The sequence below is a fragment of the Paraniabella aurantiaca genome, from assembly GCF_050309965.1.
Classification (GTDB): Bacteria; Bacteroidota; Bacteroidia; order Chitinophagales; family Chitinophagaceae; genus Niabella.
Map to the genome: position 1 here is coordinate 1,347,951 of NZ_JBLOSY010000002.1, position 24,842 is coordinate 1,372,792.

The following is a 24,842-nucleotide window of genomic DNA, read 5'->3' on the forward strand; positions in this document are numbered from 1 at the left end:
TCTTTAAAATTGAATATCTAATCCAAAACCATAGTAACGTAACGTAGGATAATTACGACCGCTATTGGCGGCACCATCCATATTGGAGTTGAACTCTGATGATTCAGGGTCGATCCACGATTCTTTGGAAAGCGTAATAAGATTCTGGGCGTTTACGTACAGCCTGGCTTTCTGTATACCGATCTTTTGCGTTAAACCGTTGGGTAAAGTGTATCCTAACTGTATGTTCTTAAGTCTTGCGTAAGCCCCATTAAATTGATAGAGGTCTGATCCCCGGCCATAATTATTTTGACGGGATGGAGACCCTGTTGCCGTTAACCTGGGCCAGCGAGCTCCGGTATTAGTGGGTGTCCAGTAATCCAGCTGGTGCTGGTATATTACATAAGAGTAATTTTCGTGGAATGGCTCTACCAGCTCACCGCGTACAAACATATCTCGTTTACCTACTCCCTGCCAAAACATCGAGAAGTCCATGCCTTTAAAGCTAACATTATAGGTAAGGCCGAAAGTGTATCGCGGAAAACCATAGCCCAATATGTAGCGGTCTTTTGAATCAATAACACCGTCATTATTGCGGTCAACATATTTTACATCACCGGGTTTGAGATCGGAGGAGCTCAGGCCAACCGGTAAAGCAGAGGTCTCTATCTCCTGCATAGACTGAAAATAGCCATCGGTTTTAAGGCCATAATAGGCATTCAACGGTACGCCTACGCGGGTCAGCTTATCAATATTATCAGCAGTACTGATCAGTTCAAACCCTTCAAGTTTGGTAGCCTTATTCCAGGAGTCTCCTATATTGCCTGTTACATTATGAGAAAATGAACCTGTATTAAAGCGGTAGCCAATATTTAATTCCCATCCCTGGTTGACCATTTCTCCGGAATTAAACTCTTCAAGTGCCGTTCCGAACGCTAATGGTATTACTGGGGGTACCAGGATGTCTACGATCTTTTTATGAAAATAGTCTGCAGATACAGTTAATTTATTGCGCAGGAAAGAGGCATCTATTCCAATATTAGCGTTACGGGTAGACTCCCATCGCAGGTCTTCGTTTCCATACACGAAGCCTGATCCGGCAAGTGCAGAATCTCCCACTATATAACTATTAGGGAATAGGGTGTATCGTGTGATGTATTTATAGTCACCGATAGCCTGGTTGCCCAGCACACCATAGCTGGCTCTTATTTTAAAGTCGCCGATTTTTTCTTTATAATGCTGCATGAATGCTTCGTTAGTTAATGTCCATCCGAGCGAAGCAGAAGGGAAGAAGCCCCAACGATGTTTTCTTGAAAATTTCGAGGAACCGTCGTACCTGAAATTAACTTCCGCGGTATAAGTATTTTTAAATGAATAGCCCAGACGGCCGAATGCAGAATTTAAACTGGTTTGTAAAGTTCTGCCCGGATTAGTGGTCAGATAGGTATTATCCCGGTTTTCATCAATGATAGTGCCCGAGGTAGGTATGCCTAAAAGAGAGTCGGTATACCAGTAGGTCGTTCTGCTTTCTCTGCTGGTAAAGGACTCATTTGATGCACCGAGCAATCCGGTAATATTGTGCTGGCCGATTTTTTTATTATAATCCAGCATCAACTGGTAGTTCATTAAGCTGATCTTCTTGTTATAGTCAGACGTTTCTCTTCTTGGGTTCATAGATAGTGCAGGTTGGATTGCATCAGCACTTGCATACAGGGGAAATTCCATCCTGCGGCTGAATTGGGTATTGCCATATACATCGGCACCCACCACGCCTTTGAGTTTTAAGCCGGAGAATAGCTTTAGTTCTACGTTAAAGTTGGCGTTGATATAATCGTTCTTATCATCTATAAAGCCACCCTGCCTTAATTCACCCAAAGGGTTCTGGTCCGTCAGCGCATTATTTACCAGGTACTTTCCGTTTTCTGCCTGCATACGGTAATAGTAGTAAGGCGGAATACGACTGGAGTTAATAATAGCATTGCCGGCTGTGGTGTTATGAGAGTTGTTTCTGGTGTACGCAAGAATAGAAGTGATTTTAAGCGGACCCAGCTCTGTTGTTATATTTGAGCGCAGGTTGTAACGTGTGATACCGTAATTGCCAATAAAATTGCTTCCCTGGTCGAAGAATCCTCCCGAGAACATATACGTGGTATTCTGGCTTCCGCCCGATACGCGCAGGTTGTAGGTTTGCTGCAATGCCGGTTGCAGTATCTGGTAAAAATTCCATTCTTCTTCATTTCTGTGTTGGTACAGATCCTGTATTTGATCGGGTGTGAATTCAGGCGAAGAGCCGATGTTCGTCAAGGCCAGGTTTTTTAATGTCGCATTCTGATATCCCTGTACCGGCGCAAACAATATCTTAGGATCCTGCCAGCCCATTTGCCCATTTAAGCTTACCGTAGGTTTTTGGTTTTTATTACCCCTTTTGGTAGTGACTAATATCACCCCATTTGCAGATCTGGATCCATAAATGGCAGATGTGCCGGCATCTTTTAAAACTGAAACGCTTTGTATATCGGTCGGGTTGAGTTGGTTCAGGCTGGCTCCGTCAGTAATAAGGCCGTCAATCACAATCAAAGGTGCATTATTATTCATGGTAGAAATACCACGCACATTGATGTTCATATCGTTCCCGTTGGGGTTCATGCTCCGTTGCTGTATCACCAGGCTGGGTGCTGCTCCCTGTAATGCCTGCGTTACATTACCAACCGGGCGATCTTCAAATTGCGATGCTTTGATCTGGTCAACAGCTCCGGTTACATCTCTCCGGGTAGTGGTTCCGTAACCGATCACGATCACATCTTCCATCTGCTGGGTAGCTGCTACGAGTAGTACAGGGCCCAGGTCGTTTGACGTAATGGCTATTTCCCTTTCGTTATAACCCACCATAGAAATGACAAGTGTTGAGCTTTTGTTAGCTACATTCAATATAAAGCTGCCATCCGTTCGCGTGGTAGTGCCATTACTGGTTCCCTTCTCTACTACACTGGCGCCGGCAACCGGAGTTCCAGTTGAATCGATGACTTTTCCTCTTACTTCATACTGGATTTTATTCAGTGCGCTACCCGGTGTAATCGCCACCAGGTTTTTGTTGACTTTTTTATAAGTGAATCCTGTGTTATCCAATAGCTGGCTCATAACCTTTTCAATAGAAGCGTCTTTTACATCAAGACTTACTCTATACCGGCTTAAGGCCACGCTATCGCTGTAAACAAACCGGTAGGAGTATTTTGCTTCTATTGTTTTTAGCACCTGGGAAAAAGATTTGTTATTAACCCGCATACTGATCAGATCCTGCGCCGCTCCCTTAAAGGCGATGGACTGAAAAGAAGTTAATAGAATAATGATAAGAGAACATTTCATTAGCAGCAGATATTTAATAAGACAATACCGCTCCCCCCGCATGGCAAGGCGATCATTTTTTTTCATACTTTCGTTATCTATTTTAGATGATGGTTTTATTGCTTCTTTGGCAAGTTGAACTGTCGTTTTACGGCGGAAAATGTTCCAGCATTTTCTGCCATTTTTTTTATAGTTGCTTTTGTTATTTCATGTGTATTTTTTGGGGTGAAGAATTACTTATATATTTTTAGATGATTGCCGTCGATGATGTACCGGAATCCGGTGGCCAGTTTAAGAGACTCCATTACATCGGCAAGGCTTTCATTTTCATAAATACCACTGATCTTTCTGGTTAAGATCGAAGAATCCCTGATATCGATCGTAACCCCATACCAACGCTCCAGCTCTGGAAAAACATCGCTATACTTAGCTTGGTCAAAGGCTAGTTTATTTTTAGTCCAATCAGTTTCAAGAATACTCGAATCTTCGACATTCGTTTTGATGGTCATCACAGAAATGTCCGCAACAGGCGCCTCATCAGCTTTTAGCGGAGGAGCATGTCCCGGATCGTTGTTAACCACTATCTTTTCATGGGGTTTTAACACCACCAGATTGCGTTCATTTCTTTTATTCAATATTACTTCCACCGAGCCCTCGAGTAAAGTAGTTTGCGTGTTTTTTTCATTGTGATAGGCCCGCACATTAAAAACGGTTCCCAACACCTTTATGTCCATTGTATTGGTATGTACAATAAAGGGGTGCTGTGCATCTTTTACTACTTCGAAATAAGCTTCGCCTTCCAGCGTTACTTCTCTTACCTGTTTGCCGAAAGACTGATTATAACTGAGACGCGTGTCTGAATTGAGTAATACCCTGGTGCCATCCGGTAATACGAGGTTAGATTTGGAGCCTTTTTTGGTAGTAAGGATATTTTTAGAGTGATCTATTGTATTGCTGTCTGTAAGTAAACGGTATACCACCGTACTCCCTAACGCTAATACGAATACAGCTGCAACAGCCCAGGCGATTTTCTTTAAACGACCTTTAGGTTTTACTATGGGGGCTGCTACGCTATCTTCCAACCTGATTTGCTCATGTATTTTTTCAAGACGTTTTGTAATATAGGTAGATTGAAAACTATCCTGCTGGTGAAAATGCCCTTTCAGCATTTTAGCTAATACGTCTGCTAACCGGCCGTCATCTGTATTTTCCTTCAAATACTCATTAAGTTCCCTGGCTTCGGGTAGGGTTAAAATGCCCGATTCCCTTTTTGTAAGCAACTCAATAAGTCTGTTTCTGTCCATTTTTAACCGCTATATAACTATAAGTCGGTTTTAAAATGATCATACCCCTAAAAGACTTGAATAAAAATTATGCTTTTTTTCGTAAAAGATGTCCCGTCATATCGGGAAGCATCTGTTGAATGGTAACTGTTAGCTTTTTAATTGCAATGGTCATTTGGCTTTCAACGGTTTTGACAGATAGCTGCAGGAGTTGAGCCACTTCGTCGTATTTAAGGCCTTCCTCTTTTATTAATCTGAAAATCAACCTGCATTTGGGTGGTAGCTGGTTAATGGCCTCATTAATTCGGGTAATATTTTCATTGCTGATATAATCGGATTCGGGGCTGGAATAGGTCAATTCGACATCGTCCGAATAATCTTCGTAGGAAATGATATTTTGCTTTTTTAAGGTGCTAAGCGCTGTATACTTAACCGCTGTATAAATATAATGGGAAGGGCTTTTAATTGATACCATGGTTTTTCTGTTCTGCCACAACTTTACAAATACGTCTTCCACTACCTCCTCTGCCAATTGCCGGTCCTCTAGAATATTAGAAGCGAAAGAGACCAATCCCGGGAAGTAGAAATTAAACAGCTCATCAAATGCATTTTGATCATCATGCTCCGCGATGACTAACAGCAGGTATCGTTTGCGATCTTCATTCATAAGTAATGAAAAGATAGTGTGACAAAAACGAATCGTTATACAGGCAAGGCCTGTTGTTTTGAAGAATAATTTTATTTTCTTCCCATCAAATATATACCTTTATCGCAAAAACGATTTTGCCTTTTCGATATTTTTTTTAAATTTGGCCTTATATCGTTGATGATTGCTGGCGACTGATTACTTATTCCTCTAATAAAATGCCATGTTCGGGAAAATAAGATTGATTGTAATAACATCTGGTTTATTAATAACCACTATTGGTTTTGGACAAACAGGTACGAAACGACTTACAGGTTATGTAAACACTTTCATGGGGACCACCACTTTGTGGGATAGTGCCGACTTAGGATATAAACCTACCCGGAGAGCATGGGGTGGTGAAACGTATCCGGGCGCAACACTGCCCAATTCCATGGTACAGGTTACGCCTGTTACTATGTGGCGTAGCGGCTCGGGGTACCAATATGAAGACACCGTAGTTTATGCTTTTGCACATACCAGCAAGGGGCACTGGAATCTTTGTTATGTACCGCTGATTGCGGTAAGTGGAGATGTAAAGCCGAAAACTTATTATTCTCCTTTTAGCCATACCCGTGAATCGGCAAGTCCGGGCTATTACCAGGTATACCTCGATAAATATGATATCAATGCAGAAGTGACTTCAACCCTGCGTTGTGCTTTTCATAAATATACTTATAAAAACGGGCAGGGTAAGAAATTGCTGGCCGACCTCGCACGTTCTAACGAAAGAGTGAATGAATGGAAGATTGAAAAAAAGAATGATAGCGTCTTTACGGGTAATCAGAAAACAGGGGCTAATTTTTATTTCTACGCCATCTCCAATTATAAGATCCGGAATGTGGAATCGGTGAAAGAAGGTGATGCAGAAGTAAGTATAGTTAATTATATAGATAGAAAGACGAATGACCCGCTTGAGGTAAAAGTGGGGTTTTCTTATGTGAGTATAGAAAATGCCCGGATGAACCTGGAGGCTGAAATGGCGGATAAAAGTTTTGAACAGGTTAGAACAGAAGCTACGCATACCTGGGAAACGCTTTTGTCTAAAGTCCAGGTATCCGGGGGCACCGAAGATCAGAAAGAAACTTTCTATTCAACCTTATACCGGTCATTTCTATGGCCCATTTTATTGAGCGATGTAAACGGAGCTTTTAAAAATGCAAATGGGGAAACAGTCAACAAAGGCTTTCGATATTTCAGTGATCCATCATTTTGGGATGATTATCGCAATAAACTAATCCTGCTGGGCATGATTGCTCCGGATGTAGCAGCCGATGTCATTAAATCTATAACCGACAGGGGAGCCATCAAAGGGTTTATGCCTACTTTTTTTCATGGAGATCATGCATCCGTTTTCGTTGCGGGCAGCTACCTGAGAGGTATTAAAAACTTTGATGTAAAAAAATCATATCAATTGTTGCTGAATAATGCTTTTGTTGATGGTAAGGGAGGCCGCCCTCATCTGAAGGAATATATAGAGAGAGGCTGGATCTCGGAAATGGATATAAAGGAGCCCCGGCTGGAAACTGTTGCCAAAGCCGCGGTTACCAAAACACAGGAATATGCTTACGATGATTATGCTACCGCTTTATTGGCACAGGCACTTGGAGATACTAAAAACTACCAGGCATTAATGAAGCGAACAGATAGTTACAAACATCTTTTTGATCCTGCTACCCAGCTAATGCGTGGTCGCCTGGCAAATGGCGAATGGATAACACCCTTTAATCCTGAGCAGCCGTATTTTGAATATATGTATAGGGAGGCCAACGGATGGCAATCCACTTTCTTTGCGCCGCATCAGCCGGAAGCCTTTATAGCACTGTATCCCGGCAAAGCCGCTTTCGAGAAAAAGCTGGACTCTTTATTCACCATTCCCTGGAAGGGCTATGAGGCTCATAATATCACCACTTTTATAGGGCAGTATTGTCATGGTAACCAGCCGGGCCACAGTTCGCCTTACCTATACTATTTTGTAGGGAAGCAGGAAAAGGCGCAAAAGATATTAAACCTCATCATGAGCAAGTACTATCGTATGGGACCAGAGCGGTTGGCTTATTCAGGTATGGATGATGCGGGTGAGATGTCGGCATGGTATGTAATGAATGCATTGGGGCTTTACACTTATTCACCGGCTGATCCCGAATATCTGGTAACGGTGCCTTTGTTCGATAAAGTTCGGTTTGACCTGCAGGGCAAAAAGTTTACGATCACTAAAAAAGGGAATGGTGAACGAATTGAAAAAATCACCTATGGAGGCCGGACTGTTAAAGGCTATTTTATAAAGCATGACCAGTTGCAGCAGGGAAAGGAGCTGGTTATAGAAACCAATCGATAGTAAGCTAAACGATAAATAAAAGATATATGAATATTTGGGGTATTGACCTGGGAGGTACTAAAATAGAATGTGCCGTATTAGATGCTGACAGTTTATCTGTTATCGAACGTCAGCGGATACCAACGGAAGCGGACAAGGGGTATGATCATATTCTTTCACAGATAAAAAAGCTGATTGAGCAGGTGGCGCAAAAAAACGGTGAGCGCCCGGCAAAAATAGGCCTGGCCACACCTGGTGTATTAGAGCCAGAATCGCAAACTATGAAAAATTGCAATACTACCTGTATGAATGGCCGGAGGATGCAGGAAGACCTGGAGCAGGTATTGGGCATTCCGGTTCGGTTGGCTAATGATGCTAATTGTTTTGCATTAGCTGAAGCCCTGATGGGCGCCGGTAAGGAATATCCTGACGCAGAAGTGGTTTGGGGAATTATTATGGGCACGGGTGTCGGCGGCGGTTTGATTGTGAACAAAAAGGTCATTAACGGGCATCATGGTATTGGTGGAGAATGGGGACACAATATATTAGAGGAGGATGGCGAATTATGTTACTGTAATAAAAAGGGTTGTGTTGAAATGGTTATCTCCGGTCCCGCACTTGAGCGTGCTTATGAAAAGTTAAGTGGCACGCCGCTGAAGCTGAATGTTATTGTAGAAAGGCACCTGTCAGCTGCCGATGCACATGCGAGCACAGTTATTGAAAGGTTGTTGGAGAATTATGGCAAAGCTATATCCTCTGTAATTAATATTGTTGATCCTGGTTTGATAATAATTGGAGGCGGTGTGGGGAATATCGATTTGCTGTATACCGAGGGATATGAACGCATAAAAAAGTATATTTTTAATAACGGGCAACTCACTACACCTATACGTAAACCCGTTTTAGGTGACAGCGCAGGTGTGTTTGGAGCTGCTTTACTCTGGAACTGATAACTAAAATAATAACCGATAAAAATGATCATATGAATCGAAAAACATTTCTTCAAAATACAGGTGCATTGGGTGCAGGCCTGGCGTTGAATAAATTCTCCTTCGCGCAAGCTTCGCAAAGCTTTCCCGAAGTACGTTGGTCGGTATCTAAAAGACACTTTAAGAGTGATGTTATTGAAAGTGCAATTAAAGACTTTCAGTCGAAGGTGGCTAACAAGGAATTGGGATGGCTGTTTAATAATTGTTTTCCCAATACTTTGGATACTACAGTTTTTTACAGTGAGAAAAATGGCAAACCGGATACTTATGTGATTACGGGGGATATTGATGCAATGTGGTTAAGGGATAGCTCGGCACAGGTGTTCCCATACCTGCAATTCACCAGGCAGGATAAAAACCTGCAAAAATTAATTGCTGGTGTTATCAATAAGCAGGTTGAGTTTATTTTGAAAGACCCCTATGCAAATGCTTTTTATAACGATGAAAGCAAAATAAGCAAATGGAAAGAGTCGGATATTACAGACATGAAACCTGGTGTTCATGAAAGAAAATGGGAAATAGACTCATTATGTTATCCGATCAGGTTAGCGTATCATTATTGGAAAGCTACAGGTGACACTACTCCATTGGGTAACGATTGGAAAGCCTCTCTGCTTCTTACCCTGAGAACTTTTAGAGAACAACAGCGGAAGAACGATTTAGGACCTTATAAATTTCAAAGAAAAACAGAATTTGCCACTGACGGTATACCTATGAACGGGTATGGCTATCCGGCTAAACCTAATGGCTTGATCTGTTCCATGTTCAGGCCAAGTGATGATGCGACGGTGTATTCTTACCTTATACCGTCTAATTTTTTTGCTGTAATAAGCTTAAAACAAGCGTCGGAAATGGCGAATGCTATTAGCAAGGATGCTGCATTGGCCAATGAACTTTCAAACCTCGCTGAAGAAGTTCAAATCGCGCTACAAAAATATGCCACTACAACACATCCTTCTTTTGGAAAAATTTACGCGTTTGAAGTGAACGGCTTTGGTAGCTATAACCTAATGGACGATGCCAATGTGCCTAGCTTACTGGCAATGCCTTACCTGGGCGGCGTTGCTGCTTCCGACGTGGTATACAAAAATACACGCAACTATGTGTGGTCAACTGAAAACCCATTTTTCTTTAAAGGCACGCAGGCCGAAGGCATCGGCGGGCCGCATGTGGGTCTGGACATGGTATGGCCCATGAGCATTATCATGAAGGCATTGACTTCTAAAGATGATAAAGAAATTAAATGGAGTATTGATACATTAAGAAAAACACATGGAGGCACCGGCTTTATGCACGAATCTTTCCATAAAAATGATCCTAAAAAATTCACACGCGAATGGTTTGCCTGGGCGAATACCCTGTTTGGGGAACTACTTTGGAAGACTTTTAAAGAGAAGCCGCATTTACTGTCGTAACCAATGGTTTCGGATTGTTGATAGTGAACACTAAAAAAAATAAACTGATGAATTTGTCTAAAAATATAATAGCAGCCGCATTACTTCTATTGACGGGTTTGGTTAAAGCACAGAATCCCATTGACTATGTAAACCCTTTAATGGGTACGCTGTCCAAATTCGAACTTTCCAATGGAAATACTTACCCCGCTATTGGTATGCCCTGGGGTATGAACCTTTGGACACCTCAGACGGGTGGTATGGGAGATGGGTGGGCCTATAAATACCAGGACGACAAAATAGCCGGTTTTAAACAAACACATCAGCCCTCTCCCTGGATGAATGATTACGGCTATTTTGCAATTATGCCTGCAACAGGGAAAATGCGTTTTAAAGAGCAGGACCGGGCGAGCTGGTTTTCTCATAAGGCCGAGGTAGCTCAGCCACATTATTATAAAGTGTACCTCGCTGATGCCGACGTTACGACAGAAATAGCCCCAACCGAAAGAGCGGCGCGCTTCCGTTTTACATTTCCGCAAACAGATAGCGCCTATGTAATTATAGATGCTATTGACCGTGGATCATATGTAAAAATCATTCCATCAGAAAATAAGATCATCGGTTACAGTACCCGTAATAGCGGCAGTGTACCCGAGAATTTTAAAAATTATTTCGTTATTCAGTTCGATAAAAAATTCGACTATAAGGCCACCTGGGATGAAGATAAATTTTCGGATAAAGACGAAATAAAAAGCAAGCATGCAGGAGCTGTAATAGGTTTTAAAGGACTGAAGCGGGGTGACATAGTGAACGCAAAAATAGCATCATCGTTTATCAGCTTTGAACAGGCAGAGTTGAATTTGAAATCAGAAATCGGCAATAAGGACTTTGAGGCCATTAAAACAAACGGTGCAAAAGAATGGAACAATATACTGGGGCGTGTCAAGGTATCCGGTGGTACAGACGAGCAGATGCGTACCTTTTATTCATGTCTTTATCGTATGGTGTTTTTCCCTTTGAAAATGTATGAAAAAGATGCAGCAGGTAAAATCGTACACTATAGTCCATATACAGGCAAAGCCGAACCTGGTTATAAATTTGCAGGCACCGGTTTTTGGGATACCTTCAGGGCTTTATATCCTTTTCTTCATTTTGTATATCCTTCCATAGCGAAAGAGATGCAGCAGGGATTGATCAGCGACTTTAAAGAAGGTGGCTGGTTGCCGGAGTGGTCTTCACCCGGATACCGTGCCGTAATGGTGGGCAACAATTCAGCTTCTGTTGTGTCAGAAGCATATTTGAAGGGGCTGCGGGGATATGATACAGAAACCTTATGGCAGGCGTTGGTACACGGGGCTAACAATGAGGGGCCCCAGGCAACAGGAAGAAGAGGTGTAGCATATTATAATCGCCTGGGCTATGTACCCAACAATGTTAAAATCAGTGAAAATGTTGCACGTTCCCTGGAGTATGCTTATGATGACTATGCCATTTATGCTTTTGGAAAAGCAATAGGCAAACCTGCTATAGAAACAGATGTTTATAAAAAGCGCGCGATGAACTATAAAAAATTGTTTGATCCGCAAACCTTATTAATGCGTCCTAAAAACGAAGATGGCAGTTTTCATATACCCTTTAATCCATATTCCTGGGGTGGTGCTTTTACGGAGGGAAACAGCTGGCATTACTCCTGGAGTGTATTCCAGGATATCGAAGGGTTAAAGCAACTAATGGGGGGAGATAAAATGTTTGTTCGCATGTTGGATTCTGTGTTTATTATGCCACCCGATTTTGGGGATTATTCTTACTACGGTTCAGTAATACATGAAATGCGGGAAATGCAAATTACTAATATGGGACAATATGCGCATGGCAATCAGCCCATTCAGCATATGACTTATTTATACAATTATGCAGGTCAACCCTGGAAATCGCAATATTGGATAAGGGAGGTAATGGATAAATTATATAATCCTTCTGCCGACGGCTATTGCGGCGATGAAGATAATGGGCAAACGTCTGCCTGGTATGTGTTCTCCGCATTGGGTTTTTATCCGGTTACCCCTGCCAGCACGCAATATGTTCTAGGAACGCCGTTATTTAAAAAAGCTGAGGTGACGTTTGAAAGCGGGAATAAACTGGTTATTACTGCACCACAAAACAGTGCTGTAAACCGTTACGTTCAGTCTGTTTCGATAAACGGAAAAGCCACCACGAAGAATTATCTCGATCATTTTGAGCTGCTGAAAGGTGGTGCCATCAATATAGGGATGAGTGCGAAACCTAATAAAGCAAGAGGCATTACTACAGCTGATTATCCTTTTTCTATGAGCACGTCAGATTAATAAGGCGATGACGGGCTTTGTAAGGCCTCATGTTTATCAAGGCCATTCGAAAAGAAAACGTTCTTCAAATGGGATAGAGAATTTTTGCAGGAAGTCAAGGTATTCAGCTTGGAATGTTTTTTTCTGGTGATGCTGCTCCTGGTTTTGAATGTACTGGCATACCCGATCGATTTGTGAATGCCCATAAGAGAATACACCATAACCCTCCTGCCAATTGAAGCTGCCTGGTATCCATTTTTTATTTCTTATAAATTCATTACTCTGAACCTTTATTTGTTTGACGAAATCGGATATTAACATAGAAGGCTTGAAACCCACAAACAGATGAATATGATCTTGCATACAGTGAACCGCTAACATTTTGGCATTTCGAGCCTGTACCAATGCAGTTATATATTTGTGCAACTCCTCTTTATTGTCGGGTTGAATCAGGTTCTGCCTGCCCTTCAGTGCAAAAACAAATTGCAGGTAAATCTGGGAAAAGGTGTTAGCCACAGGTGTTGTTTTTTTACGCGGCTCCTATAGAGCCGTTGTCTTAAAATTAAACATTTTTCTATAGAGTAGACATAATTGTGTTTGTATATCATAATTTAGCAAGGCGTTCTTCCCTCAAAATAAATGGCAGATTCAATATGTATCTTAAAGGAGAATTTTTCTATTCGTTGGAGCTACATATGCTTAAAGCTATATTCTATTATTGGCATTCGGCTCCCTCAATTGTTAAGTGTAGCTTATCTATGTATTGAAAAGTGATGGTTGGTCGCAATACTTAAGAATAAAGCGTTGTGAAATAATACACATTTGCTCTAAAAAGAAGCTGGTGTTTCTATATTTTGATCTTTCTCTGCTCCGGTAGGAGCTATGTGTTTATAGGCCATTTAAATTATAAATCATATTAGGCTCTGTAAGAGCCACGTGTTTATATCAATCGTTCAAAAAGTAAATTGTTCCCCAAAAATAATTGATTTAGACGTCTATGAACTTTTTGTTAATTTGTGCAAAGGGGTCGCACCGATTTTATTCATCAGAGGATTTACATTCAAAATGCCAACCTGCTTGAACATTTATAATCTATGCATTCTAAATGACATTGCTCTGCTTCAATAACCGTAGGCGCGTTAAAAAATATGCTCTACACCTTATACATGCGGTTAGCCGAATTGATATACTCCAGCGGGTCAAAGGTTTTATCAAAAGATTCCTGCAGTTCCTTCATCTTTATCTCCAGGTCTTTTACTCTTGCACCCAGTTGAGGATCTGCCTTGTACTTATCAAATAGCTCCTTATACTTTAACAGGTTCTGACTGATCCTGAAAGTTACCTGGCCAAATCTTTGTTTCAAAGACTGTACATCGTTCATTTGTACATATGCCTTTTGACGCCAGTCCTTTGGATTTTTTGTTCTTTCTTCACTTACGAATTTTGCTGCTTCGTCTCTCAGCCGGGTAAGATATTGATATCTTTTTTCCGCATCATTTTCCTTTGAAAAATTCGCCTGGAAATCTGCAGGCGAGGTTTTAATAATTGACAGGTTTTCCTTTAAAGATTTATCATATTTGGTCTGAAGGTCCTGCAGTTCGGCGGTAATGGACTCCCACTCATTTTCAATTCGGTCATTATCGTAATTAAACTGGCTGATCTTCATAGTTAGTGTCAGCATTTGTTCACTTAGTTCTTTCAGTGCCTTTTCTTTTTTACCGATATTGTCAATATAAGTGGTCATGCTTGAGAACAGGGCAGAGGTAATAGGCCCTGTTACTGGTGCGCCCTTAGTAAAATTGCCTGCAAAACTCAACAGGTTACTGGTGACATTAAGCACCGGGCTTTCTGCCTTCTTCTCTTTCACATAAGCAGCATATTGGTTATACCATTTTGTATAGCCGTCATAATTCATCGGGTTACCTGTTTCGCTTAAAGCATTAAAAAAAGACTTGGTAGAATTAAATAATAAAAGCGGTTTTATTTCTCTGTCCATGGATACCAGGTTGACCATTGCTGACTGATAATTGGCCTGGAAAAGATTCAATTCGTTTTGCTCTATCGCTTTTTGCTTTTCCTCAACAGCTTGTACCCGTTGTTGTAATTTATCTGCTTTGTCATTGGCATCTCTCGATTGTGCTATAGATTTATCAAGGCTGGATAAGCGTTGATCCAGCTTGGTTACGGTTGAATCCAACGTTTTATTTCGGCTGTCGAAATTATTCTGAATATCATTCAGCACCTTATCACGCAGGTTCATTTCGCGCTTTATACTGTCTATTTGAGCAAAACAACTTGTTGTAAATAACACGAATAATGGCAAGAGTAGCTGTTTCATCTGCATATCTTTAGTTTTTAATTTAGTTGCTCCATCAAATATAGGCAGGAGCTACAAAATGCCCGGTAATTATAAGGCATTTTACGAGAGCATGCTTACAATAAGCAAATAATTCGCCAGTTTTATTTAGATGGGGGCTTTATTTGCTTTACAGGTAACTATACTGAAATAAATAATACGGGAGCAAGTTTTTTCAGATATATTTCGATAACCTGATATTTCTCAGTATTTTACAGGAGCAGAGGGGAATGACCTGGTTAGACATAATGGAATTGTTGATGAAATGCTGTTCTTCTGTAGCCCCCATGTGATGGTTGATAAAGATATTTCTTCTTAATGGACCGCAATAAATTTTAATTACAGTCTTAGCCCATTTTTTATATTGTCTTCAAGTAAATAGTAACCAATAATCAAAACTCAAGTTATGACATCACTTATGGATCGCGTAAAAAATATCCTGACGAATCCCAAGGGGGAATGGGAAGTCATTAATACCGAAACAGCAACTGTTAAAGGGCTACTTACATCCTATGTATTACCACTTTCGTTATTGGCGGCTGCAGCCTCATTTCTAAAATTTTTCGTATTTTCTTCTTTGTTTGGTATTGCATACAGCATTGCCTATACCATTTTCGCAGTAATTGTTACTGTATTGGTTTTTGTAATTGCAACTTACGTGATTGATGCCCTTGCTCCCAGTTTTAAATCAGAGAAGGATATTAATAAATCCGCTCAGTTGGTGGCTTATGCTGGTACAGCAGGTTATGTAGCTGGCCTTTTTTCTTTTATACCCGTATTGGGTGGGCTAATCTCTCTGGCCGGTGCTGTATACAGCATTTATTTGTTTTATCTGGGAATAGGACCATTAAAGAAAACTCCTGAAGATCAGAAAATAGTTTACATTATTGTTTACATACTCGTAAGCTGGGCTATTTACATTGTGCTCTTTAGCGTTGTTGCCGGCATATTATTTAGTTCGTTAATAACGGGGGCTGCAGCGGTGTCGGTATTTCACTAGTATTAGGTATTACACCGGTAGCAGTAGAAATTCTTTTCAGGAAATCTTAGCGGAATTGTAGTGTCCGTTGGGTATCTGTAAGGTACCTGGCGGAAAATGTATACATTTTGGAGGCTTGCTTAAAAGCTTTGAGGGGAGACATTTGATTTTTATCTGTTTCCGTAGACTACTGGATTGTTAGTCCCGAAACTATAATGTATTTTGAAAAGCCAATACTTTAACTGAACAGTCAACCTGATAGGATCGTCTAAAAAAAACTTACGCTGTCATATTGGTTTCAACCGCCCGGCAATAGTTTATAGCTGATGTTCGGTTACAAAGCTTTTTCTTTTACTTTTACATAAGTGTAACAAAAACTCATTACCATGTCCGTAAAAAAAGATCTTTTTGAAAGCCCGGACTACTTTAAAGTGGACGAACTGCTTAGCGAGGAACAAATAATGATACGTGATGCTGTACGTTCCTATGTTAAAAAAGAAATTTCACCCATTATTGAAGAATATGCACAGCGGTCTGAGTTTCCCCGGCAGATCGTAAAGCAATTAGGTGATTTGGGCTGTTTTGGACCAACCGTACCTGCAAAATATGGTGGAGGCGGATTGGACTATATCAGCTACGGGTTAATGATGCAGGAACTGGAAAGGGGCGATAGCGGAGTGCGTTCAACTGCTTCGGTACAGGGCTCGCTGGTTATGTATCCTATTTACGTTTATGGCAGCGAAGAGCAGAAACAAAAGTATTTACCCAAACTGGCCAGCGGCGAATGGCTCGGATGTTTCGGGTTAACCGAGCCGGATCATGGAAGTGATCCGGGTGGCATGTTGACGAATTTTAAGGCAGATGGTGATGCTGTTATTTTAAATGGCAGTAAAATGTGGATCAGTAACGCTCCCTTTGCGCAGGTAGCTGTGGTATGGGCTAAGGATGAACAGGGAGAGGTTTACGGATTGATTGTTGAACGCGGAATGGAAGGCTTTAGTACGCCCACTACGCACAATAAATGGAGTTTAAGGGTATCTGCTACCGGTGAGTTGGTTTTCGATAATGTTAGAGTACCAAAGGAAAATATCTTGCCCGGAGTTAAAGGCTTAAAAGGACCTTTGGGCTGTTTAACCAAAGCCCGTTATGGTATTGCTTGGGGTGTTATTGGCGCCGCAATGGATTGCTATGACACGGCATTGCGTTATGCAAAGCAAAGGCAACAGTTTGGGAAACCTATTGCAGCTTTTCAATTACAGCAGAAAAAGCTGGCCGAGATGGTAACAGAAATAACCAAGGCTCAATTATTGAACTGGCGGTTGGGTGTATTGATGAATGAAGGTAAGGCAACACCCCAGCAGGTGAGCATGGCCAAAAGAAATAGTTGCGAAATCGCTACTAATATCTGCCGCGATGCGCGCCAGGTTTTAGGGGGCATGGGTATTACTGGCGAGTATCCTGTAATGCGGCACATGATGAACCTTGAAAGTGTAATTACCTATGAAGGTACACATGACATACATTTGCTGATCACCGGCTTGGATATTACGGGTGAAAATGCATTTAAGTAAAGATAATAGTTGACAGATGATAGGTGGCAGATGACGGGTGGAAGATGAAAGTAGCGGTGTTTAAAAGGCCGATAACTTATATCGGGGTATCGGGTATCTAAACAGCCATAATTAAATTATAGAGCAATGCGAATTTATTTAATAGGTTTCATGGGCGTGGGAAAAACGCATTGGGGTAAGCTGCTCGGCAAAAAACTGGGTATCCCTTTTTTTGACCTCGATGAATTGATCGAGAACGACGAGGGGAGGTCTATTGCCGAAATGTTTGAAGATAAGGGTGAAGAGTATTTCCGGATGAAGGAACGTGAAATATTACACCTGGTAAGTGAAAGTCATGAGTCGATGGTATTGTCCTGTGGTGGTGGTGCTCCCTGCTTTTTTAATAATATAGATTACATGAACGAAAAAGGGGTAACAGTTTGGATCGACACACCCTTCGAAATACTGCTCGGCCGGCTTCGGCAGGGAAAGGACAAACGTCCGCTTCTTAAAAGCCTTGATGATGAACAATTAAAGGCTTATATTGTTAAAAAAAATGGCGACCGGAGAATTTTTTATGAGCGAGCCAGCGTGCGGATCGACGATCGTGATGCCCGGGTGGATGATTTTATAAAGGCTATTTTTGATCAAACGGCAGAAGGTAAGGAGGATTGATAAATAACCTTTCAGTGTCCGGCTAGCTTTTTTAATAAGTCTTTGACTGCCAAAATCAGCATCTGTAAATCGGAAGATGGTTCCTTAAATACAATTAATTGATAAAAATCAAACATCCGGTATCCATTACCCTGTATCTAAACATAACATTTCATGCATAAATTGTATTTCACCTTAGGTAGCGTTTTGGCAGGCCTTGGTGTTATTTTAGGAGCTTTTGGTGCTCATGGTCTCAAAACTGCAGCCCCCGAATCTGTTCCGACCTTTCAAACCGGTGTTCAATACCAGATGTATCATGCGTTCGCACTATTAATTGTAGGGATTCTTTTTGAGAAATTTCCCTTCAAATCAATGAATTGGGCAGGCGTATGCTTTTTGATCGGTATTCTTTTGTTTTCAGGTTCATTATACGCACTATCGCTTTTAAAAGCAACTGGTAAAGTAGGACTTGGTGGACTGGGCATCATTACGCCTGTCGGCGGGCTTTTCTTTGTCGTTGGCTGGATTTGCTTTGTCATGGCATTGCTGAAAAAGTAGCATCGGCTGAAATTTCAGAAATTAAGTTGCCCGGTTCCTGGAACCTCCCCGGAGCGCATGGTTTTTTAATATTTCTTCACAGTAGTCTTCAAAGGAGTTCTTCGAACCTTCGGACAACTTTCCAACCTTCCTTATCTTTGCTTTTATGACGAATAAGAGTAAATCGAAGAGCAAAAAACCAACAGCTAAGGCAAAAGATTCTGTTACACACTTTGTGCCGGAGAAAGAGGAGCGGATAAGGCTAAAACAGCTGGCCAAAGATGAACGTACCTGGAAAATTGTAGGGTTAACTTCCCTATTGATATCTATATTTCTGATCATTGCATTTGTATCCTATTTTTTTACCTGGAGGCAGGACCAGGCAAGTGTATCCCGGGGTGTTGAAATTCTTGGTGATGTAGACACTACGGCCAATAACCTCCTGGGTAAAACCGGTGCCATAGTAGCAAACCTCTTCATTTTTAAACTATTCGGTGTTGCCTCCCTACTGGTATGCACTTTTTTCTTCGTAGTAGGTGTAAATCTGCTTTGGCGCAGGCGTGTTTTTTCTATATGGCGTAACCTGAAATATGTTACGCTGGGCATGCTGGCAGTTTCAACTATTCTGGCGTTTATTTTAAGGAGAGAAGAATTCAGCTGGGGTGGTGGTGTTGGAAATGTGATCAGTGACTGGTTGCTGGCTTCGCTTGGATTTGTAGGTGCATCTGCAATCCTTTTATTGATTGTAGTGGCTTACCTGATCTGGCAGTTCAATCCGGTATTTGCATTCCCTAAGAAGCTAACGCGGCCTGCGGCTATACCTGCAGTGGCCGAAACAGAAGACATGCCGAAAGATACTCTTCCCTTAGCAGAGCACGATTTTGTAAAGGAAGAAGAAAAAGTGCCAGCTAAACAAAAAATAGCACCACTCGATGCAGCAACCTTAATTGTCGATGAAGATGCAGAAAAGCCAAAACATAAAATCGGACTCATAGAAAAAGAAGAAACCGTAGCTAAAGAAGAAGCGAAAGGCTTTGAAGGCATTACCGTACTCAAGCCTGAGGCAAGGATCAATTTTGATGAGCCTGAACCTGAGCCCGAACTCAAAAAAGAACTGGAAATAGAGAAACCAAAACCGGCGCCTAAACCTGTAGCAACAACAGGTGCACTGAAGCTGGAAATAAATGATGCTCCGTTGCCCAAGACAGAGGAAGAAGAAAAAGTAACTACTCCGGTTGAAAAAACGAAAGCGTACGAGCCAACACTGGATCTCAGGGATTACCAGCACCCGACACTAGATTTGCTGGCGTCCTATGGTTCTGAAAAAGTTGAACATGATCCGGAAGAATTGGAAAATAATAAAAACCAGATTATAACTACCTTACGAAACTATGATATAGAAATCCAGCGTATCAGTGCTACCATTGGCCCGACGGTTACTTTATATGAGATAGTGCCGGCTGCAGGTGTTCGTATTTCACGCATTAAAAATCTGGAAGATGATATAGCATTAAGCCTTTCAGCTCTGGGTATTCGTATCATTGCTCCTATACCGGGTCGTGGTACGATTGGTATCGAGGTACCTAATGCCAAAAAGAGCATTGTGAGTATGAAGACCTTACTTTCTTCCGATAAGTATCAGAACAGCGCTCATTCTTTACCCATCGCTCTTGGTAAGAAAATAGATAACGAACTGTTTATTGTAGATCTGGCAACCATGCCGCACTTACTAATGGCGGGTGCTACCGGGCAAGGTAAATCGGTTGGGATTAATGCTATCCTTGTATCCCTGTTATATAAAAAGCATCCATCCCAGCTGAAGTTTGTTTTGGTTGATCCTAAAAAGGTAGAGTTAAGTATCTATAGCCATATCGAAAGTCATTTCCTGGCTAAATTGCCAAACGAAGAGGAGGCTATCATTACCGATACCAAAAAAGTGATCAATACACTCAATGCGCTTTGTATCGAAATGGATAACCGCTATGATCTGCTAAAAGAAGCAGGTTGCCGGAATATTAAAGAATACAATACCAAGTTCACCTCGCGAAAGTTAAATCCTGAAAAAGGACATCAGTTTCTCCCGTTTATTGTATTGGTGGTAGATGAGTTCGCCGATCTGATCATGACGGCGGGTAAGGAAGTGGAAATGCCCATTGCCCGCCTGGCCCAGCTGGCGCGTGCGGTAGGTATTCACCTGATTATTGCTACGCAAAGGCCTTCGGTTAATATCATCACGGGTACTATTAAAGCCAACTTCCCGGCGCGTGTGGCCTTTAAGGTGAGCAGTAAAATTGATAGTCGCACTATTCTTGATGCAGGTGGCGCTGAGCAACTGATTGGTAAGGGAGATATGCTGATTAGTTTGAACGGGGAAATAGCCAGGTTGCAGTGCGCATTTGTAGACACCCCTGAAGTGGATAAAGTAGTTGAGTTTATCGGTTACCAGGAAGGATATCCGCAAGCCTTCCTTTTGCCTGAGTATGTGGATGAAAAAGAACTGGAGAGTGGTGACTTTGATTTGGGAGACCGGGATTCTTTATTTGAAGAAGCCGCTAAGTTGATTGTGGCCAACCAGATTGGCTCCACCTCCCTTTTGCAAAGAAGGATGAAACTGGGGTATAACCGTGCGGGCCGTTTAATGGACCAACTGGAAAGCGCTGGCATCGTTGGGCCCAACCAGGGCAGCAAGGCCCGCGAAGTGTTGATTAAAACCGATGCAGATTTGCAACAGCATCTTGAGATGTTGGGATAGCGGTAGTATTATCTGTCAGCTATCACCTGTCATCTGTCAACATTTCTCAATTATGTTAATTAATGTTAACCACCGCACCACGGCATGAAAATTGGCGTCTTACTGTAAATAATTAAAAAATAGAAAATCTTAAAAATTGAATATGAAGAAATTGTATATCACCGGAGCTGTTCTGTTCATGTCTGTGTTTTCGTTTGCGCAGCAAAAGGATCCTAAAGCAAAAGCAATATTGGATGAAGTAAGTGCAAAATTTAAAACGTATAAAACGGTAACTGCAAATTTTGGCTACCAGATCGCCAATGCTGCCGGTAAAGTGTTGACCACAAAAAATGGTACGGTGCAAATGAAGGGAAATAAATATGCCATAAACCTGGGGAGCAACAAAATTATAAGTGACGGAGTTACGATATGGAATTACGACCCGGCTTCCAAAGAAGTAACTGTAAGTAGTGCCAGCGCATCGGAAGGAACTATAACGCCTCAAAAGTTGTTTACCGATTTTTATAATAAAGATTTTATGTATGTAATGGACAAAGATGGCAAGGTGGGAGCACGGGATGTAAATAAGATTGTCATGCAGCCCATCGACAAAAGCAAGCCGTTTGCCAGAGTATACGTAGCGGTAGATAAAGCAACCAAAAACATTGTAAGTACTACTGTTGTCGAAAAAACCGGTAACCGTTATGTGTATAATGTCAGTAATTTTAAACCTAACACAGCAATTTCTGATGCTAATTTTACTTTTGACAAAGCAAAATATCCCGGTGTAGAGGTAGTGGATTTGAGATAAAAAATTAAAAATATGTTTACATACGGCGCTCTCTGTAAGGAGCGCTTTTTTTGTCATTAAGAACTTCAACTTATCATTTTTGAATTTGTTTAATTTAGTGGTCAGGTAAAATGATAAACCTGGGGTATGAAATGACAGTTTATGAATTCAGCTATTTTTTTGACAAGCGCTATACAACAATTTCGGGCTTACAAAGAGCTGGGTGACAAAACTTTTGATCAGGTCACGGAAAAAGACTTTTATTATAATCCGGGTGAAGCCTGTAATAACCTGGCTGTTATTATAGAACATTTGAATGGAAATATGCGAAGCAGGTGGACGAATTTTCTTACTGAGGATGGTGAAAAAGAATGGCGTAACAGGGATGTCGAGTTCGAGGCGCAATCAAAGTCCGCAGTGGAATTACTGGAATTATGGGAAGAAGGTTGGGCTGTTTTATTTACTGCGCTTACATCTTTGAGGGAAGAAGATTTAAATAAAACTGTTTATATAAGAACCCAACCTCTTACGGTAATAGAGGCAATACACCGGCAGCTTACACATTATGCTTCGCACGTGGGGCAGATTGTTTATATTGGCAAAATGATAAAGGGTGAAGGATGGAAGAGTTTGTCTATCGAAAAAGGTGGTTCGGGTGCCTTTAATGAGCAAATGAAAAAGGGTTAACTATATAACTAAAAAATAAAAGAATACAGTGGCAGAAGATTTAATAATAGCTTCAGGAACCAGGGAAGAGCAGTACCGGCAATTACTGCCGCAATTGATAGGTCTTTTACAAGGTGAAGAAGATATAGTGGCGAATATGGCTAATACCGCAGCTGCATTAAAGGAACAGTTTAAATGGTGGTGGGTTGGCTTTTATGTTGTAAAAGGTGGCGAATTAGTTTTAGGGCCCTTTCAGGGTCCGGTAGCCTGCACCAGAATAAAAAAGGGACGTGGCGTATGTGGAGCCGCTTGGGAACAGGCAGAGACTTTAATTGTACCCGATGTTGAGCAATTTCCTGGTCATATTGCCTGCAGTAGTTTTTCTAAGTCCGAAATAGTGGTGCCCATAGTAAAAAATGGTATTGTTACAGGTGTTCTTGATGTAGACAGTGAACACTTAGATCATTTCGATCTGACCGATCGTAAATATCTTGAAGAAATAGTGGGTTTCTTAAATTTTTAATCTGATGTTGACAAAAAGGATACTGGTAACAGGAAAAGTGCAGGGTGTTTTTTTCAGGCAGTCAACCCTCCAAAAGGCCCGGGAGCTTGGTATTTCAGGGCAGGTAGAGAATTTGCCTGATGGAGATTCTGTGAGCATTATAGCTACGGGAACCGAAACTCGGATAGCCGAATTGATCAGCTGGTGTCAGCAAGGGCCGCCCAGGGCTATAGTAAAGCATGTAGAAATTTCAGACCAGCCTTTGCAGGAGTTTAAAAATTTTTCTATTTTGTAGGAGTTATTATAAATACCATAAATTTAAAAAATAAGTCGTGAACGAGTGCAGATTGCCAACGACTATAGAACAGTGTATTTCACTGTATAATGAAAAAACAAAATCGAAAAATGAAAAAATTAGTAACGTCACCATTATTGCTTTTGAGTATGGCGTCTTTGGCGCAAAATAAAGACCCCCGTCTTACAGAGATCTGGCAGCCTGAACCTAAAATTGTCAGTCCGGGTAAAACCGCTGCCGATGCTCCTGCCGATGCGATTGTGCTTTTTAATGGAAAAGACCTGGCAGAATGGCAAACCGAAGACGGCAAGCCTGCAAAATGGAAAGTAGAAGGCGATGCGGTTACTGTGGTAAAAGGAACAGGTGTTATTAAAACAAAAAGAGCATTTGGAGATTGCCAGCTGCACGTAGAATGGCGTACACCGGCGGAGGTGAAAGGAGAAGGACAGGGAAGGGGAAACAGCGGTATTTTTTTGATGGGTTTATATGAGCTGCAGGTACTGGATAGTTACAAAAATCGTACTTATAGTAATGGCCAGGCTGGTAGTATATACAAACAAACAGCTCCACTGGTTAATGCATCCCGTAAGCCCGGCGAATGGCAGACTTATGATATCATTTTTACAGCTCCCCGTTTTAACAAAGACAGCAGCGTTAAATCGCAGGGCAGGATTACCGTATTACACAATGGGGTATTAGTTCAAAACAGCACCGCTATCTGGGGCGCTACGCAGTATATTGGAATAGCTACCAATACCTGGCATAAAGAAAAAGAGCCTATTGTTTTGCAGGACCATGGCGATGCAGTTAGTTTTAGGAATATCTGGATAAGAGAGCTGGAGTAACGCTGGTTGAAATATCATAATTATTTCTCAAAAGAACGGTGCAAAGTAAATGCAGAAACTAAAGCTTTTATCTTTGCGATCTTAAATCAATATAATGAAGAAGTCGTATTTAGTAATAGGTTTGTTGGTTTTAATGATGGCGGTATCTTGTGGTGATAATGAAAATACGAACGCGGCCGGCGAGACTTCTGAAATGGAAGAAGCGCCAATAAATAACGCCGCACAAGATAGCACTAGAAGAATAACGAATGACGATGTTGCCATTGAAGCCTACAAGAACAATAAATCGAGCATCACATCCAGCGATATTGATCTCAACGACCCGACTTATACATCCCGGACAACAATTTTATATCATTCCGAGGAAAATGGTAAGAATTTAACAGTCGTGTATGGATTTAAAAAAACTAATGATGGTATTGCAATTATACAGCTGGAAGGAGAGGCTCCTGTCACACTTAAGCAATCTAAGCCACTCAATGTTGAAAGTGTAGAATTCGCTTCTGGAAACACTATTCTGACAAGAAGAGTAAAAAGTGTTGAACTTAATGATAATGGAGAAATAGTGGTGTATAATGCCATACAATAATATTAAAAGCTATACTTTTTTTTAAAAAATATAGC

Annotated in this window: 20 protein-coding genes; 15 read left to right on the forward strand and 5 right to left on the reverse strand. The window is 41.3% G+C overall.

The features are described 5' to 3' along the window. Nucleotides 1–3: 3 nt before the first annotated feature. The 3 genes from ACLOAU_RS19820 to ACLOAU_RS19830 form a co-directional block, all read right to left on the reverse strand. A complete protein-coding gene (locus ACLOAU_RS19820) occupies nt 4–3,342 on the reverse strand; it encodes a SusC/RagA family TonB-linked outer membrane protein (RefSeq protein WP_427863648.1) in 3,339 nt (1,112 codons plus the stop codon). A gap of 212 nt (nt 3,343–3,554) precedes the next feature. Then, on the reverse strand, nt 3,555–4,625 hold the full coding sequence (locus ACLOAU_RS19825; protein ID WP_427863649.1) for a FecR family protein: 1,071 nt from the start codon (nt 4,623–4,625) through the stop codon (nt 3,555–3,557). A 67-nt stretch (nt 4,626–4,692) separates the two neighbouring features. Then, the gene (locus ACLOAU_RS19830) at nt 4,693–5,271 is read right to left on the reverse strand and encodes an RNA polymerase sigma-70 factor (protein ID WP_427863650.1); all 579 of its coding nucleotides are present in this window, start codon (nt 5,269–5,271) and stop codon (nt 4,693–4,695) included. A 202-nt stretch (nt 5,272–5,473) separates the two neighbouring features. Here ACLOAU_RS19830 and ACLOAU_RS19835 point away from each other — a divergent pair, with 202 nt between their 5' ends. The 4 genes from ACLOAU_RS19835 to ACLOAU_RS19850 are packed head-to-tail and all read left to right on the forward strand — an operon-like array spanning nt 5,474 to nt 12,334. Further along, complete coding sequence (locus ACLOAU_RS19835) at nt 5,474–7,627, forward strand: GH92 family glycosyl hydrolase (RefSeq protein ID WP_427863651.1); 2,154 nt, start codon at nt 5,474–5,476, stop codon at nt 7,625–7,627. A gap of 26 nt (nt 7,628–7,653) precedes the next feature. Then, on the forward strand, nt 7,654–8,556 hold the full coding sequence (locus ACLOAU_RS19840; protein ID WP_427863652.1) for an ROK family protein: 903 nt from the start codon (nt 7,654–7,656) through the stop codon (nt 8,554–8,556). 32 nt (nt 8,557–8,588) lie between these two features. Beyond that, a complete protein-coding gene (locus tag ACLOAU_RS19845) occupies nt 8,589–10,010 on the forward strand; it encodes a glycoside hydrolase family 125 protein (protein ID WP_427863653.1) in 1,422 nt (473 codons plus the stop codon). 47 nt (nt 10,011–10,057) lie between these two features. Next, complete coding sequence (locus ACLOAU_RS19850; protein WP_427863654.1) at nt 10,058–12,334, forward strand: GH92 family glycosyl hydrolase; 2,277 nt, start codon at nt 10,058–10,060, stop codon at nt 12,332–12,334. 36 nt (nt 12,335–12,370) lie between these two features. Here the strand turns inward: ACLOAU_RS19850 and tnpA are convergent, their stop codons facing one another. Next, entirely contained in the window at nt 12,371–12,829 is a 459-nt protein-coding gene (gene tnpA, locus ACLOAU_RS19855; RefSeq protein WP_427863655.1) for an IS200/IS605 family transposase, read from the reverse strand. 637 nt (nt 12,830–13,466) lie between these two features. Beyond that, nucleotides 13,467–14,651, reverse strand: a complete 1,185-nt coding sequence (locus tag ACLOAU_RS19860; protein ID WP_427863656.1) for a hypothetical protein — start codon at nt 14,649–14,651, stop codon at nt 13,467–13,469. A 424-nt stretch (nt 14,652–15,075) separates the two neighbouring features. Between ACLOAU_RS19860 and ACLOAU_RS19865 the strand changes: the two genes are divergently transcribed. The 11 genes from ACLOAU_RS19865 (at nt 15,076) to ACLOAU_RS19915 (ending at nt 24,807) form a co-directional block, all read left to right on the forward strand. Beyond that, a complete protein-coding gene (locus ACLOAU_RS19865; RefSeq protein ID WP_427863657.1) occupies nt 15,076–15,669 on the forward strand; it encodes a Yip1 family protein in 594 nt (197 codons plus the stop codon). A 365-nt stretch (nt 15,670–16,034) separates the two neighbouring features. Beyond that, on the forward strand, nt 16,035–17,219 hold the full coding sequence (locus ACLOAU_RS19870; RefSeq protein ID WP_427863658.1) for an acyl-CoA dehydrogenase family protein: 1,185 nt from the start codon (nt 16,035–16,037) through the stop codon (nt 17,217–17,219). Between the two features lie 126 nt (nt 17,220–17,345). Then, nucleotides 17,346–17,873, forward strand: coding sequence for a shikimate kinase (locus ACLOAU_RS19875; protein WP_427863659.1), 528 nt, complete (start codon nt 17,346–17,348; stop codon nt 17,871–17,873). 153 nt (nt 17,874–18,026) lie between these two features. Further along, entirely contained in the window at nt 18,027–18,410 is a 384-nt protein-coding gene (locus ACLOAU_RS19880) for a DUF423 domain-containing protein (RefSeq protein WP_427863660.1), read from the forward strand. Nucleotides 18,411–18,555: 145 nt separating this feature from the next. Next, on the forward strand, nt 18,556–21,141 hold the full coding sequence (locus ACLOAU_RS19885; protein ID WP_427863661.1) for a DNA translocase FtsK: 2,586 nt from the start codon (nt 18,556–18,558) through the stop codon (nt 21,139–21,141). A gap of 142 nt (nt 21,142–21,283) precedes the next feature. Continuing rightward, complete coding sequence (gene lolA1 / locus ACLOAU_RS19890) at nt 21,284–21,931, forward strand: outer membrane lipoprotein periplasmic chaperone LolA1 (protein ID WP_427863662.1); 648 nt, start codon at nt 21,284–21,286, stop codon at nt 21,929–21,931. A 141-nt stretch (nt 21,932–22,072) separates the two neighbouring features. After that, a complete protein-coding gene (locus ACLOAU_RS19895; protein ID WP_427863663.1) occupies nt 22,073–22,597 on the forward strand; it encodes a DUF1572 family protein in 525 nt (174 codons plus the stop codon). A 28-nt stretch (nt 22,598–22,625) separates the two neighbouring features. Further along, the gene (locus tag ACLOAU_RS19900) at nt 22,626–23,099 is read left to right on the forward strand and encodes a GAF domain-containing protein (RefSeq protein ID WP_427863664.1); all 474 of its coding nucleotides are present in this window, start codon (nt 22,626–22,628) and stop codon (nt 23,097–23,099) included. 4 nt (nt 23,100–23,103) lie between these two features. Beyond that, a complete protein-coding gene (locus ACLOAU_RS19905) occupies nt 23,104–23,373 on the forward strand; it encodes an acylphosphatase (RefSeq protein ID WP_427863665.1) in 270 nt (89 codons plus the stop codon). 110 nt (nt 23,374–23,483) lie between these two features. Further along, nucleotides 23,484–24,218 carry a 3-keto-disaccharide hydrolase gene (locus tag ACLOAU_RS19910; RefSeq protein WP_427863666.1) on the forward strand — a complete coding sequence of 245 codons (735 nt, stop codon included), beginning with the start codon at nt 23,484–23,486 and terminating at the stop codon, nt 24,216–24,218. A 94-nt stretch (nt 24,219–24,312) separates the two neighbouring features. Continuing rightward, a complete protein-coding gene (locus ACLOAU_RS19915; protein ID WP_427863667.1) occupies nt 24,313–24,807 on the forward strand; it encodes a hypothetical protein in 495 nt (164 codons plus the stop codon). The last annotated feature ends 35 nt before the right edge of the window (nt 24,808–24,842 follow it).

Coding starts and splice junctions, on each gene's coding strand:
- ACLOAU_RS19820 (WP_427863648.1), bottom strand. CDS start 3,342: ATGAAATGTTCTCTTATCATTATTCTATTAACTTCTTTTCAGTCCATC.
- ACLOAU_RS19825 (WP_427863649.1), bottom strand. CDS start 4,625: ATGGACAGAAACAGACTTATTGAGTTGCTTACAAAAAGGGAATCGGGC.
- ACLOAU_RS19830 (WP_427863650.1), bottom strand. CDS start 5,271: ATGAATGAAGATCGCAAACGATACCTGCTGTTAGTCATCGCGGAGCAT.
- ACLOAU_RS19835 (WP_427863651.1), top strand. CDS start 5,474: ATGTTCGGGAAAATAAGATTGATTGTAATAACATCTGGTTTATTAATA.
- ACLOAU_RS19840 (WP_427863652.1), top strand. CDS start 7,654: ATGAATATTTGGGGTATTGACCTGGGAGGTACTAAAATAGAATGTGCC.
- ACLOAU_RS19845 (WP_427863653.1), top strand. CDS start 8,589: ATGAATCGAAAAACATTTCTTCAAAATACAGGTGCATTGGGTGCAGGC.
- ACLOAU_RS19850 (WP_427863654.1), top strand. CDS start 10,058: ATGAATTTGTCTAAAAATATAATAGCAGCCGCATTACTTCTATTGACG.
- ACLOAU_RS19860 (WP_427863656.1), bottom strand. CDS start 14,651: ATGAAACAGCTACTCTTGCCATTATTCGTGTTATTTACAACAAGTTGT.
- ACLOAU_RS19865 (WP_427863657.1), top strand. CDS start 15,076: ATGACATCACTTATGGATCGCGTAAAAAATATCCTGACGAATCCCAAG.
- ACLOAU_RS19870 (WP_427863658.1), top strand. CDS start 16,035: ATGTCCGTAAAAAAAGATCTTTTTGAAAGCCCGGACTACTTTAAAGTG.
- ACLOAU_RS19875 (WP_427863659.1), top strand. CDS start 17,346: ATGCGAATTTATTTAATAGGTTTCATGGGCGTGGGAAAAACGCATTGG.
- ACLOAU_RS19880 (WP_427863660.1), top strand. CDS start 18,027: ATGCATAAATTGTATTTCACCTTAGGTAGCGTTTTGGCAGGCCTTGGT.
- ACLOAU_RS19885 (WP_427863661.1), top strand. CDS start 18,556: ATGACGAATAAGAGTAAATCGAAGAGCAAAAAACCAACAGCTAAGGCA.
- lolA1 (WP_427863662.1), top strand. CDS start 21,284: ATGAAGAAATTGTATATCACCGGAGCTGTTCTGTTCATGTCTGTGTTT.
- ACLOAU_RS19895 (WP_427863663.1), top strand. CDS start 22,073: ATGAATTCAGCTATTTTTTTGACAAGCGCTATACAACAATTTCGGGCT.
- ACLOAU_RS19905 (WP_427863665.1), top strand. CDS start 23,104: ATGTTGACAAAAAGGATACTGGTAACAGGAAAAGTGCAGGGTGTTTTT.
- ACLOAU_RS19910 (WP_427863666.1), top strand. CDS start 23,484: ATGAAAAAATTAGTAACGTCACCATTATTGCTTTTGAGTATGGCGTCT.
- ACLOAU_RS19915 (WP_427863667.1), top strand. CDS start 24,313: ATGAAGAAGTCGTATTTAGTAATAGGTTTGTTGGTTTTAATGATGGCG.